This window comes from Botrimarina sp. (assembly GCF_040219535.1).
In the GTDB taxonomy this organism is placed as follows: domain Bacteria; phylum Planctomycetota; class Planctomycetia; order Pirellulales; family Lacipirellulaceae; genus Botrimarina.
Window position 1 is genome coordinate 61,539 of record NZ_JAVJSH010000037.1, and the last position, 13,412, is coordinate 74,950.

8 protein-coding genes are annotated in these 13,412 nt (G+C 67.4%); 7 read left to right on the top strand and 1 reads right to left on the bottom strand.

The genetic code is table 11. The features are described from left to right. Nucleotides 1-504 precede the first annotated feature (504 nt). From RIC11_RS20480 to RIC11_RS20510, 7 genes are all read left to right on the top strand, one after another. Nucleotides 505-1,200, top strand: coding sequence for a PEP-CTERM sorting domain-containing protein (locus tag RIC11_RS20480; protein WP_350214261.1), 696 nt, complete (start codon nucleotides 505-507; stop codon nucleotides 1,198-1,200). Between the two features lie 195 nt (nucleotides 1,201-1,395). Then, the gene (locus RIC11_RS20485; RefSeq protein WP_350214262.1) at nucleotides 1,396-2,046 is read left to right on the top strand and encodes a PEP-CTERM sorting domain-containing protein; all 651 of its coding nucleotides are present in this window, start codon (nucleotides 1,396-1,398) and stop codon (nucleotides 2,044-2,046) included. Nucleotides 2,047-2,420: 374 nt separating this feature from the next. Continuing rightward, complete coding sequence (locus RIC11_RS20490) at nucleotides 2,421-5,363, top strand: multiheme c-type cytochrome (protein ID WP_350214263.1); 2,943 nt, start codon at nucleotides 2,421-2,423, stop codon at nucleotides 5,361-5,363. 87 nt (nucleotides 5,364-5,450) lie between these two features. Continuing rightward, complete coding sequence (locus RIC11_RS20495) at nucleotides 5,451-7,154, top strand: hypothetical protein (RefSeq protein WP_350214264.1); 1,704 nt, start codon at nucleotides 5,451-5,453, stop codon at nucleotides 7,152-7,154. Between the two features lie 345 nt (nucleotides 7,155-7,499). Continuing rightward, nucleotides 7,500-9,548 (top strand): ATP-binding protein, encoded by a 2,049-nt coding sequence (locus RIC11_RS20500; RefSeq protein WP_350214265.1) that lies wholly within the window; start codon nucleotides 7,500-7,502, stop codon nucleotides 9,546-9,548. A 93-nt stretch (nucleotides 9,549-9,641) separates the two neighbouring features. Then, entirely contained in the window at nucleotides 9,642-10,322 is a 681-nt protein-coding gene (gene rpiA / locus RIC11_RS20505; protein WP_350214266.1) for a ribose-5-phosphate isomerase RpiA, read from the top strand. A gap of 421 nt (nucleotides 10,323-10,743) precedes the next feature. Beyond that, complete coding sequence (locus RIC11_RS20510) at nucleotides 10,744-12,678, top strand: FAD-dependent oxidoreductase (RefSeq protein WP_350214267.1); 1,935 nt, start codon at nucleotides 10,744-10,746, stop codon at nucleotides 12,676-12,678. Nucleotides 12,679-12,739: 61 nt separating this feature from the next. Here RIC11_RS20510 and RIC11_RS20515 read toward each other — a convergent pair whose 3' ends face one another. Continuing rightward, nucleotides 12,740-13,342, bottom strand: a complete 603-nt coding sequence (locus RIC11_RS20515; RefSeq protein ID WP_350214268.1) for a hypothetical protein — start codon at nucleotides 13,340-13,342, stop codon at nucleotides 12,740-12,742. Between the last annotated feature and the right edge of the window lie 70 nt (nucleotides 13,343-13,412).

The following is a 13,412-nucleotide window of genomic DNA, read 5'->3' on the forward strand; positions in this document are numbered from 1 at the left end:
CCCGCGGGTGACAGAACGACTCCGAGCCGGCCGGCAAGTCCCCGTCAAGACGGCGCCGCCAAACAAAGAACCAGCACCAGTCCGACACCGGCCCCAGACGAACACCGGCCCCAGACCAAGAAAGCCCGCCACGGAGGCAGACCAACACAACCAATCGGCCCCAGACTGGACGGCTCAACGAAAGCACCCCGGGCGAGTTCTGAAGCTCCTAGCAGAAGAGCGAACCCCACCAGCTAACGAGCGGCCCCAGTCCAACGGAGAGCCAACCGAGCGAACCGCCCCTGGGAAATTTCCCCGATGAGCCTTCCCTAGGCCACGTCGTCGCTCAGCGGCCCCGGCACGGCAGCCACGTCAAGATTTTCAGAGTCAAGAGTTTCAGAGTTAAGAGTTACCGCGAACGTCATTGAGTTTTCCTATCGTCGAGTTTACCGCAGGGCGTTGAGCAGGTTTCCCCGCTCGGCAACTCTGGTGAATCTCATTTCTCAAGTGGGTGGAGAGAAACGAATGTCCTGGAAGAGCTTTGCTTGTCTGGCCGCCGTGGCCGCCATGTCGGCGCCCGCCTTGGCCCAACCGTCGTTTACCACGAACGGGTCGATCCTGCAGGTCACGGTCGACGCCATGGGCTCGGTCGCTGTCGAGGTGTCGATCACCGGCAGCGACATCGCGCCTGCGTCGGGTATGCCGGCCGACACGGTGTTTGACACGCCGAACCCCGGCGACAACCCGTTCACCGGCACGGTGACCAACGGCGCCTTCGTCGACGGCAACAACATCTTCATCTCCTACGGCTCGGACGTCCTCTCGCCGGGCACCTACGACCTCTGGGACTTCACCGGCACCGGCACGGCCGACGTGATGGGCCTGATCGCCCAGGGCGGCGCCAACTTCACCGGCCTGACGGCGACTCTGACTCTCGGCGGCCTTGAGCCGGTCGCTGGTGACTTCAGCGGCGATGGCAACGTCGACAACGACGACCTCACCCTGCTCTTGGACAACTGGGCCGCGACGGTCCCGCCGGTCCCCGCTGGTTGGGATGGCGCACAGCCGACGTCGCCCGCTATCGATAACTCGGAGCTCACAGCTCTGCTCGACACTTGGGGCACCTCGGCCGGTGGCGCTGCGGTTGGCGTTCCCGAGCCCGCTGCCCTCGGTCTGGTGATGGTCGGTCTGCTCGGTGCGGCCGCTCGTCGCAAGGTCTGAATCCGCTTACGCTGTGAGAGTGAACTTGACAGCTGCGTATGCAAACGAGGTGAAATGCTAATGGGATTGAGTGGTGAGATGCGGTCTTTCGCCCGTTTGTTCTCGCCAGGCACCTACGACGCAAGCGTCTTCTGATCCGGCGGCCCAAGCCGTCAAGAAAACTCCCATAAATAAGTTCCTAAGGAATACACTCCCATGCGTAACATCCTCTCTCTCGCTGTTCTGCTAGTCGCCGCGCCTGCGTTCGCCGGCGTGACCAATGTCCAGGCTGTCCTCGCCGAGGGCGCCGGTATTCCGGCCGGCTTCGTGTCGAACGACATCTTGATCGACTTCGAGGGCAACCTCCGCGGTCAGCAGATGATCGTCGCCCTGTCGCAGGGTACGATGTACCAGGACGCCTTCGGCAGCAACACCGCTCCGACGGCCGCCCTGATCCCGGCGTTCCCGGCGGTTGCGTTCGATTCGTTCGTCACCGTCGGTGGCGCCACGGCTTCGAGCTCGCAAGCGACCCTGGTCGTCGGCGGCGCCCCGAACCTGCCCGGCGATTCGACGGACCTGCTGTTCGACACGACCGGCGCCAACATCGCTTGGGCCCCGGGCACCGGCGTGAACGTTCCCAACGGCACGGGTTACCTGACCGCCCGCCTGACCCTAAGCGACGACGCGGTCGGTGAGGTCTGGTACTTCGGTTCGACCTCGGGCACCGACGACCCGCTGGTCGCCGCTCCTGGTGGCAACTTCCCGGTTGGCCTGATCCAGGGTGGCGCCGTCACCTTCATCCCCGAGCCCGCCACCGCGATGCTGGCTGGTTTGGCTCTGGTCGGCTTCGTGGCTCGCCGCCGCTGAGCTGACGCCGGCCTTTGCGTCGGCGGATTGCTGAAAGTTTAAAAGAGGCCCGTGGGTTCGCCCGCGGGCCTCTTTTTTGTTGCGCTGGGGGCCGGTCGGGGTAGGTCCGGGCCGGCGGTGGGAAGCCCTGACGACTGGGTCGACCCGTCCGGTAGATGACGGTCCTTCCGGTGGCGGGCCCCTGGGCGGTCGATCTCCTCTCCGGGAGACCGTCCGCTTGTAGCGACCGTGCCGGCTGTGATAGCAGCCTGGCCGCGGCGCGGCGGCGGCGGTCCGCTTCGCTGCGTCTGCCCTCGCTAGCCCGCCCGTTGAGTTCTCGCCGACAGCCCCGCCGCCCCCCGCCCCGCGGTCGACAGCCCAGCGGCTGCCGGCCGATGGGTCGCCAGCCCGCGGGTCGCCAGCCCAACCGGCCCCCAAGCCCCGCGGCCGCCGCGCAGCGGCGGGCAGCCGCGACGGTCCTCTGCGCGGTCGCGTTGGTCTTCGCCGGCCGCGCGCTGTGGCTAGCGATGCGGTCTGCCGCGACGCCAAGCGGGGTCGCCGCGGTTTCGGAGGACCCGGCGGCGAACGCGGACCCGATGCCGGCCCCAGCCGCCCAAGCGTCGGGGCCGACGAGCAGCCGGCCGGCTCCATCCCCAGGCGGCGCGCGGCTGAGCCCGGAGGAGTACGCCGCTCTGCTGCGGCTCTGCCCGACGGCCGTCGACGAGCTGCCCGACGAGTGGCTGCCGGCCTCGGTCGCCGCGGCCCCAGCCGCTGCGGGGCCGCCGACGCCCGGCCCGCGCGGCCGGCTGACCGGCGTGCGGCTGGCTTCGCGGGGGTCGGCGGTTCCTTCGGTGGTCGCCGGCCCGATCCGGGTCGCCCAAGCAGCCGACAAGCCAGCGGCCGAGCCACCGGCCGAGACGCCGCTGCCCGAGGGCTGGCTCGTCGCCCCCGACGAGTGGTACGCGCCGGAGGACCCCCGCCCGGCCGCCGAGGCCAGCGAGCCTCAACAAGAGCGGGCCGCCTCGCCAGCGCCGGCCGCCACCGAAGCCCCTACCGAAGCCCCTACCGAAGCCCCCGCCGCAGAGCCCCGCGCTCAAGAGCCCCCCGCGCAAGAGCCGCCGGCTGCGCCGGACCCCACGCCCGTCGATCCGCCGCCGATCCAGCCGCCAGCGGCTGAAGCCCCCGAATCCGAAGCCGACCAGCTTGGCCAGCTCGACGCCGACCAGCCCGACGCACCCCAGCCCGGCGTCTGGGGCGCCGCCCCGTGGGATGCCGGCGACCGGGCGGTCGACGGGGCGCCGCCGGTGGTGGACTCGCCGGTGCTGGGCTCGCCGGTGCTGGGCTCGCCGATCGGGGAAGAGCCCCCCGCGCCCCCCGGCGAGCCGGCCGCCGCGCCGAGCGAGGTGACCGAATTAACGCCCAGGCCAACGGCGCCGAGTGAACCGGCCAGCGAGGAAGTTGTCCCGCCGCCGCCGGCCCCATCGCTTCCCGCCTCCCGCTTCCCGCCTCCCGCTTCCCCCGCAGGCCCTCCGGCTTCCGCCGGAGGCTTTGGACCGGCGGCTCAACCGGCCGCTCCCCACACCGTCGCTTCGCCCCACAGCCCTCCGGCCTCCGGCCTCAAGCCTCAGGCCTCGGGCCTCAGGCCTCAGGCCTCCCAGGCCGACGCCGACCAGTCGCACCGGGAGCTGTTCGCCAAGAAGAATTACCCGTCGGCGCTGGACTGCGCGGAGTGCCACAAGCGGATCTACGACGAGTGGAGCGTGTCGAGCCACGCGTACGCGTTCGTGTCGCCGATGTACCACAAGTTCGAGGAGACGATCACCCGCATCAGCCAGGGCACGGTCGGCCACTTCTGCCAGCGGTGTCACTCGCCGGTCGCCACGGCGATGTACGAGCCCCGCAGCACGCCGATCGGCGAGATGGCCCTGGTCGCCCGCGAAGGGGTGACCTGCATCGTGTGCCACCGGGTGAACCAGCGTTGGGGCAAGAGCAACGGCGACCGGCGGATCGTGCCGGGAGACCGCTACGCGCCGGTCTACGGCGGCCTGGGCGGCGACGGCGTGGCCGCCGCGATCGCCGACCGCGACGGCTACAAGGTCAAGACCTCCGACGCCGAGAAGGGCCCGGGCCTGTCGATCCACAGCGAGGGGCGTTTCTTCGACCAGCTCACCCACGCCGAGGCGTGCACCAGCTGCCACCAGGTGGCCGTGCAACCGGGCATCAAGCTCGAGGTCGTCTGGGAGCAGTACCGCGCGTCGCCCGCGTGCAAGAAGGGGGTCACCTGCCAAGAGTGCCACATGGGCCGCGTGCCCGGCCTGGCCGGCGGCTACAACTACGGGCCCGTCGCGGAGCTCAACGGCAAGACCGTCAACAACCACCGCAAGCAGTCGAGCCATCTGTTCTACGGGCCCGGCTACTCGATCGCGCACCCGGGGATCTTCCCCCAGAACAAGGACGCGCTCGACTGGACCGTCGACGAGTGGCTCGCTTACGACTGGCGGGCCGGCTGGGGGACCGACGCGTTCGAGAAGCAGATCGAAGCGGCCGAGGACCGCGGCGTCGACACGTCCGCCTGGTTCCCGCAGCCGTGGGCCGACCCCGACGACCGCTACGACGCCCGCGACATCATCCAAGACAACCTCGCGCGCCTGGCCGTGAAGCGGCGTTACCGCGAGCTGGTGATGGAGAACGGCTCGAAGGTCGACGGCCCGTTCTTCCGCGACGCGCCGGCCGCGGGCCGCGACCTGAAGTTCGAGTACGTGGTCACGAACCAGAACGAAGGCCACAACCTGCCGACCGCGTCGCTCGGCGCGCAGCCGCAGCTGTGGGCCAACGTGGTGCTGATCGGCCCCGACGGCCGGCGGCTGTGGGAGAGCGGCTACACCGATTCCAACGGCGACCTGGCCGACATCCACTCGGTCGACGTGCGCCACGGCCGCCTGCCGTTCGACAAGCAGCTGTTCAACCTGCAGACGATGTTCTTGATCACCGGAGCGACCGGGACCGACCGGGAGTTCTTCCTGCCGGTGAACGTCGACTTCGACCAGGTGCCCCACCTGCGCCCCGGCACGACCCCCTACTCCGTGAGCAACCACCCGCCGTTCATCCGCATGGAGAGCCGCTCGATCGGCCCGCTGGGTCGCAAGCGGGTGAAGTACACCGTGCCCGGCGAGCTGCTCTGCCGCCCGGGCCGCTACCGCCTGAGCTTCCGCCTGCGGAGCCGGACCGAGCCGATGTACTTCATGCGCTTCTGCGACGCCACGCCCGAGATGCTCCGCGCGATGGTCGAAGGGACCCTCGACATCCACCCGCAGAGCGTGGAGTTCGAAGTTCGCTGACCAGCAGCGTGTTGAAACCCGAGCCGAGGGCATCCGCCCTCGGAGCGAATCACCCACCACCACCGGTCGCACGGATACCACGGATAAGTGAGAGCCCTCGGCGCTAGCCTCGTGCTGCGGCTGCTCGTGATCGCGGGTGCGGGGCCCGCGTGCGCGCAGGGCCAGGCGGCGTTCGGCCCGCCGGCCGCCGCCGCGGGGTCCGAGGGGCCCCTGCGTGTCGCGATGACCCGCGGCGTGAGCGCGCCGGGGCAGCCGGTGGTGGGGCGGTTCGGCCTGTTCCCACCGCCGCCGGCGCCGGCGCCGGAGCTGCCCCACGTGGGCCACCACCCGGAGAACCCCGCTCCCGGCAAAGACAAGAAGGCCGCGAAGGCCGACGAGCCGCCGCTGCCGGAGGTCCCGTACCACCCGCCGCTGGTCGACCCCCGCGCGGGCAGCGTGCCGACGTCGACCGGCGACTTCTCGGCCGACGCGTTCTTCGCCCCCTACGCCGCTTGCGACGAGCTCGGCGTGTACCACGACAAGCACGAGGTCGCCACCCAGCGGCCGCTCGTCGAGTGGGGCCAGCCCTTCTACGGCCCCGGCCCCACGCCCGTCGGCAGCGAGCTGTTCGGGCCCACGAACCTCGTGATCCCGAAGTTCTACGTGTACGGCGACTACCGGATCGGCGCGACCCAAGCGGAGCTGGTCGGCTCGGAGGAGACCACGCTGGCCCACCGCTTGAACCTGGAGCTCGACTACTGGATCACGTCGACCGAGCGGTTCCATGCGTTCCTCGGCCCCTTCCAACGCGACGCCCGCTTCATGCGGGTCGTCGACGGCGAGTTCTTCAACGAGCTCGACCTGTTCCAAGCCGAGACCGACACGTTCTTCTTCGAAGGCGACCTCGGCGCGATGCTCGGCGGGCTCGAGGGGACCTACGCGCCATTCGACGCGCCGGTCGCCTTGGGCCTGATCCCGCTCGTGTTCCAGAACGGCGTGTGGGCCCTCGACGCGGTGGTCGGCGCGGCGGTCACGATCCCGGCCCGGCACAGCACCCGCTTCGACTGGTCCAACTACGACATCACCTTCTTCACCGGGCTCGACCGCCTGTCGACCGGCGCGCTCGGCTTCGAGGAAGGCGGGGGCCGGCTGTTCGGAGCGACCACGTTCATCGAGGCCCGCGGCGGCTACTTCGAGATCGGCTACGGCTTCGTCGACGACAACAACGGCGGCGGCCGCAGCTACCACAACGTCGGCGCCAGCTACACCCGCCGCTACGCGAACCTGATCTCCAACTCGGTCCGCGTGATCGCCAACGCCGGGCAAGACGCCCCCGGCCTCCAGACCGCCGAGGGCGTGCTGCTGCTGGTGGAGAACTCTTTCCTCACCAAGAACCCCTACAACGCGATCCCCTACGTGAACGTGTTCGCCGGATTCGAGCGTCCCCAGCCGCTGGTCCGCGCCGGCGTGTTCGGCGGCGTGCTGTTCAACACGGGCATCTTGTTCCAGGTCGACCAGCTCACGAGCTACCCCACGCTCGACGCGCAGGCCAACAACACGGCCGGCGCGGCGGTGGGGATCGACTTCCTGTCGCCGGAGTTCGACCAGCAGCTGATCCTCGAAGCGGCCGCGCTCGCGCGGATCGACCCCGACGACCCCAGCTCCGCGGCCGGCGCGCAGTACGGCCTCGGCATGCGGTGGCAGAAGCGGCTCACGACCGCCCACCTGGTGCGGGCCGACGCGATGGTCGGCTTCCTCGAGAACTCCGACGACATCGCCGGCGTGCGGATCGAGTACCGCTGGAAGTTCTGAGGAGCTGCGGCTCGCCGCCGTTTCAAACGTAACGTTACGTTGCGCGCTCGAAATAGCACTGTAACGCTTCGCGGCCCGCAAGCCGCACCTAACCGCCGACGCAGCAACGACTTAGCCAAGCGTTACACGCCGCCAAAAGTGCGGCCACCCGCGTGCATTCTGGGTGCGTTTCGCGCCGTGTTCGGCTCGTGGGCAAACCTGTCGATTGTCGCCGCGAACGGAGGCGGCCGCCTCGGAATTGGCCAAACGACCGCCCCGATGCCTGGACTTTTGTACCCGCTACCTTACGCTGAACGCCGGCGCATCGAACCCTACAGCACGCACGGCTCCGAGAGTGCCCACTGCATGAGCATCGACACGAATCTCGCCGGCAGATTGCGAAATACATCGCTCCCCTATTCGCATGGGCTGCTTCCTCTATTCGAAGCGGTGGCAAACTCGATCCACGCCATCGAGGACGCCCCCATACCGCTCCAACAGGGCCGCATATCCGTCGAAATCGTTCGTGATGCTCAGCGCGAGCTTGCTCTCGACGATGGCTCGGCAATGGTTGATAACCCAACTGGCAACGACATTACTGGCTTCGTAATCTCAGACAACGGAATCGGATTTGATGACGATAATATGCGTTCGTTTCTGACGTTGGATAGTGATCACAAATCAAATCGTGGAGGCCGTGGCGTAGGTCGGCTCTTGTGGCTGAAGGCTTTTCGATCCGCAAGCGTAGAGAGTGTATACCAAGCTGCCGACGGAACCAAAATGCGGCGAAATTTTGCTTTTGATAGCCAACGCGGCGTCTCAGATGAGAAGCTTATTGAAGCCCAATCAGCCGACTGCGGCGCCCGCGTGTCACTAACTGGCTTCGCTGCGAAGTACCGCGCTGCGTGTCGGAAGACTGCTCCCACGATAGCCGTTCAGCTATTGGAACACTGCCTCTGGTACTTCGTACGCGAAGGTGGGGCCCCGAAGGTTCACATTATTGACGGAGATGAACAGCTTGACCTGGACGTCGTGTACCACGAGCAGATGATTGCCACGTCAGCCGCCGAGACGATCACGCTAAAGGGATTTGATTTTGAGTTAGTTCACGTACAGCTAACCGCTACTTCTTCACGGTCTCACAGTCTAGCATTCTGCGCCGCGAGTCGGCTCGTCAAAGAAGAGAGCTTGAAGGGAAAGATCCCCGGGCTTTTCGGGACTCTGCGGTCCGGCGAATCGTCGTTTATCTACGAGTGCTACGTAAGCTCCCCGTTATTAGATGAGCGAGTTCGCTCTGAGCGTACAAGCTTTGACATCGAAGAAGAGCCGTTAGAGCTACTAACTCGCACCGAACTGTCACAAGCAGAGATTACCCAAGCCGTTACTGATCGCGCGGCAGAGTATCTTTCGGAGTACTTAGCAGAGAATCGCCGAAAGGGGCGAATACGTGTCGAAGAATACGTGTCTCATAAGGCGCCAAAGTATCGCCCCATACTCTCCCGTGTACCGGATGAGCAGCTGGGGGTTGATCCAGAAATTAGCGACAAGGACCTCGACTTACTGCTTCACAAGCACGTTGCTCAGGCGGAAAGCGAACTGCTCTCCCAGGGGCACGAACACATGCAGCCGCAGGACGATGAAAGTGTTGTCGATTACCGCAATCGCCTAAGCGAATACCTGAAGACAGCAGAAGACCTAAAGAAATCAGATCTAGCTGCTTACGTATCTCACCGCCGCGTAGTCGTTGATCTCTTAGAGGCAGCGATACGACAACGAAACGATGGCACTTACGCGCGCGAGGATTTGATTCACACATTGATCATGCCGATGCGGGCCGATTCCAACGAAGTCGATCCAGACAGCTGCAACCTGTGGTTGATCGATGAAGGCCTAGCCTTCCATAACTACCTAGCATCGGACAAACCCATTCGTTCGATGCCTATAACTGACTGCAATGACACTAAAGAGCCGGATCTCCTAGCGCTAAACGTGTATGACAATCCGGTTCTCGTTTCTGAGGACACGTCACTACCACTGGCGTCAATCGTGGTCGTTGAACTGAAGCGGCCGATGCGCAACAACGCAGCCCAGGGCGAGGACAAGGACCCCATCGAGCAGGCGCTTGGATATCTTCAGCGCGTCCGGAAGGGCGACGTTAAGACCGCGTCTGGCAGGCCTATTCCTCAGTCGAAGCAGATACCCGGGTATTGTTATGTCGTCTGCGACATAACACCCTCCGTAGAAGAACGCTGCAGGATGAAAGATGCGATAAGAACTAGCGATCATCTGGGTTATTTTTTTTACCACAAGACGTTTGGTGCCTACGTAGAGGTAATATCATTCGATCAATTGGTTAACTCTGCAAAGAAGAGAAACAGAGCATTTTTTGATCAACTTGGGTTACCGACCAGATAGCCAGCGTCTAGCTCGCTGATCGATCCTATACGTTTGTCAGTTGCTGCCAGACACATCCAAGCTGCTTCGTCCAGCCTCTCAACGTGGATGAGCATGACATCCCTCGAAGCCGAGAAGGCGCTCGCCGCCCAGCGGGCCGTGGCGGCGGAGGTCGCCGACGGGATGCTCGTCGGGCTGGGGACCGGCAGCACCGCCACCCACGCGATCCGCGCGATCGCCCAGCGCGTCGCCGGCGGCCTGCGGATCGAGGCCGTCGGCTCGTCGCTCGCCAGCGAGGCCCTCGCCCGTTCGCTCGGGATCGACGTGCTCGCCGGCCAGACCACGCCGCGACTGGACCTGGCGATCGACGGCGCCGACGAGGTCGACCCACGCCTGGTCGCCATCAAGGGGGGCGGCGGCGCGCTCTTGCGCGAGAAGGTCGTCGCGGCCGCGGCCGACAGGATGCTCGTGGTGGTCGACTCCACCAAGACGGTCGACCGCCTCGGCGCTTTCCCCTTGCCGATCGAGGTCCTGCCGTTCGCGCTGGCGTGGGTCGAGCGAGCTCTCGAGGAGATGGGAGTCGACGCCACGCTGCGCGTCACCGACGGAGAGCCGGCCACGACCGACCAAGGGAACTACCTGCTCGACGCGCCGCTGGGCCCGATAGACGACCCCGAAGCGATCGCCCACCGGCTCAAGCAGATCCCCGGCGTGATCGAGCACGGCTTGTTCCTGACCGAGGTCGACGCCGTGTACGTGGCGCGGGGCGAGAACGTCGAGGTGCTGTCGCGCTAGAAGATTGCCGCTAGCCTTTATAAAAGTTGTCTTGGCCCGCGAATGACGCGAATGAGCGCGAATGGTTGAGTCGTCGCTGGGTGAGGCCGGTTCAGCAAAATACGGAAGCCATCCGCAATCCGCGCCTATTCGCGTCATTCGCGGGCATTGACCTGCTCTGCTGAGCGGGCTTTCGCCGGCCTTAAATTCACGGCGCCAACTCGGGGCAGCGCCGGCAGACGCTTCTTCTCTTGATGACTCTCGAACCATGCACAGCCGAACGGATCGTCGGAGGCACAAGTTGGCCAACCGAGCACTAACGTGGCGCCGCGCGGCAACGGGCGGCCTCCGCGAAGCACGCCGGAGCCTCGGTCATGAGCCCGAGGAGTCCACGACGACAGATCACCCAGGCTCACGCCGGAGGCTCCGGTCTGGCGGGTGGGTGCTGGCTTTGTCCTTGCTGTTCGTGTGGACGATCCCGCGGGCTGCGTGGTCGGCCGAACCGGAGGGGCTGGTGCTGGTCGAGGCCGAGGCCTTCGACTCGCTGGGCGGGTGGGTCGTCGACCAGCAGTTCATGGACCTGATGGGCTCGCCGTACCTGCTCGCGCACGGGCTCGGCGTGCCCACGGCCGACGCCACCACAGGGGTCGAGCTGCCCGCGGCGGGCCGCTACCGAGTGTGGGTCCGCACCCGCGACTGGGTCGCCCCCTGGAACGCGCCCGGCGCGCCGGGGCGGTTCGAGCTGCTGGTCGACGGCGAGCCGATCGGCCAATTCGGCGACGACGGCGCAGCGTGGCATTGGCAGGACGGGGGCCCCGCCGAGCTGCCGCAGCGCTTCGAGCTCTCGCTGCACGACCTGACGGGCTTCGACGGGCGGTGCGACGCGGTGCTGTTCGCCAGAGACCCCGATTACCAGCCGCCGCACGGCGGCGCCGCGCTCGCCGGGCTCCGCGCCGGCTTGCTCGGCTGGGACACCGCGCCGCGCGACGGGGGCGCCTACGACTTGGTGGTGGTCGGCGGAGGGATCGCCGGCACGAGCGCGGCGATCACCGCGGCGCGGCTCGGTCTGTCGGTCGCGCTCGTGCAGGACCGGCCGGTCCTTGGCGGCAACGGCAGCAGCGAGGTCCGCGTGTGGCCCGAGGGGCAGACGAACCTCGAGCCGTACCCGCGCGTGGGGGATGTGGTCTCGGAACTGGTCCGCCCCAAGGGACCCGGCGACGGCAACGCGAAGAACGCGGCCGTTTACGACGACCGCCGCAAGCTCGACCTGGCCCGCGCCGAGCCGAACCTGACGCTGCTGCTAGAGCAACGCGTCAACGACGCGACCCTCGCCGGCGGCCGCGTGCGGTCGGTCGTCGCGCAGCACATCCGCAGCGGGCGGCGGACGGCCCTCCGCGCGCGGTGGTTCCTCGACTCGACCGGCGACGGCGTGCTCGGCGCGCTGGTGGGCGCGGACTACGAGGTCACGCGCGAGGGCCACATGGGGATGAGCAACCTGTGGAACGTCGGCGACGTCCAGCAGAACGAGCACGAGCTGCGTTGCCTGTGCGAGGACGACGACCCGCTGTCGCTCGCGTTCACCGCGGCCGAGACCCCGCAGCCCTTCCCGCGCTGCCCGTGGGCGGTCGACCTGTCCGACAAGCCGTTCCCCGGACGCGAGACGCACACCGGGCAGTGGGGCAGCCGGAAGAACCCGCTAGAGAACCTCGGCGGTTGGTTCTGGGAGTCGGGCTACAACAAGCACCCCATCGACGACGCCGAGTGGGTCCGCGACCTGAACCTCCGCGCGATGTACGGCGCGTGGGACACGCTGAAGAACGTCGACGGGCGGTACCCGAACCACCGGCTGAAGTGGGCCGCGTACATCGCCGGCAAGCGCGAGTCGCGCCGCCTGATGGGCGACGTCGTCCTCGACGCGGACCACTTCCGGCAGAAGACCGAGTGGCCCGACGCGGCGTTCCCCTGCACGTGGCAGATCGACCTGCACCTGCCCGACCCGCGCTACTCGGACGTGTCGGACCCGGACGCGTTCATCGCGCAAGCGAGCCACCACGTAGACAAGGTCAATTTCCGCTACAAGGGCCCCTACTGGGCGCCCTACCGCTGCCTGTACAGCCGCAACGTCGACAACCTGTTCATGGCGGGGCGCGACATCAGTGTCACGCACGAGGGGCTCGGGCCGGTGCGGGTGATGCGCACGTGCGGCATGATGGGCGAGGTCGTCGGCATGGCCGCCAGCGTGTGCAAGCGCCACGGGTGCGACCCGCGGGCCGTTTACGAGGAGCACCTCGACGAGTTGATCGAGCTGCTCAAGCGCGGCGCGGGCAACGACGCGGACGACGACCAAGCGGCCCGCGCGGCGGGCGTGATCAAGTAGCGCAAAGCCGAGCCGGACGCCTGGGGCGTCCGGCTCGTCGTCGTCGGTCAGCCAGCCCGGCTCACCAGTAGCGGCGGCCCCAGCCGCGGGGCGGGCCTTGGCGATAGCCGTAGCCGTCGCGGTAGTAGCCACGGCCGCCGTAGCGGCACGCGTCGCGGTAGCCGTACCCGTAGCCGGACCGGTAACCGTCCCGGGGCGGCGCGGCGTCGGCCGTGGCCCGCCAGCCGGGCCCCCGCGCCCAGGTCGGGCGGAGGTTCTCGTCGCGGAGCACGTAGGTCGTGCCGGCCTGCGAGACCTTCTGCGCGACGACTTCCCCTTCGGGCAGCCGGGCCGTCGTGAACCCTTCGACGGCGATCGGCTCGCCGACCCGCAGCCGCTGCACGTAGCGATCCACCGCGGCGCTCGGTCCGAGGTGGACGTTCACCGCAGCAGAGTCGTCGGGCGCGACGATCAGGTGCGCGCCGACCGGCGAGCGGCCGGTGGTGTGCTCGCACGGCCCGATGCGGACCTCCTCGAGCACGCCAGAGACTGAGACCGTTTCGGTCGCGTCCGGCTGTTGGGCGACGCCGACCGGCTCGCCCACGCCGCGTTGCGACACCGCGGGCGAAGCGGCGAGCAGCGCCGCCGCGGTCGCTCCAACAAGAAGCCAATGGGGCGAGTTCATCGGATAGCCCCTCCTCGTAAGACGGCCCTCCGTAGCCAAGCACGGCCCTTCCCAAGGGCCCGACGAAAGA

Bases quoted from the DNA above. Each gene is read 5' to 3' on its own strand.
- RIC11_RS20485 (WP_350214262.1), top strand. From the start codon at position 1,396: ATGCGTAACATCCTCTCTCTCGCTGTTCTGCTAGTCGCCGCGCCTGCG.
- RIC11_RS20490 (WP_350214263.1), top strand. From the start codon at position 2,421: ATGGGTCGCCAGCCCGCGGGTCGCCAGCCCAACCGGCCCCCAAGCCCC.
- RIC11_RS20500 (WP_350214265.1), top strand. From the start codon at position 7,500: ATGAGCATCGACACGAATCTCGCCGGCAGATTGCGAAATACATCGCTC.
- rpiA (WP_350214266.1), top strand. From the start codon at position 9,642: ATGACATCCCTCGAAGCCGAGAAGGCGCTCGCCGCCCAGCGGGCCGTG.
- RIC11_RS20480 (WP_350214261.1), top strand. From the start codon at position 505: ATGTCCTGGAAGAGCTTTGCTTGTCTGGCCGCCGTGGCCGCCATGTCG.
- RIC11_RS20515 (WP_350214268.1), bottom strand. From the start codon at position 13,342: ATGAACTCGCCCCATTGGCTTCTTGTTGGAGCGACCGCGGCGGCGCTG.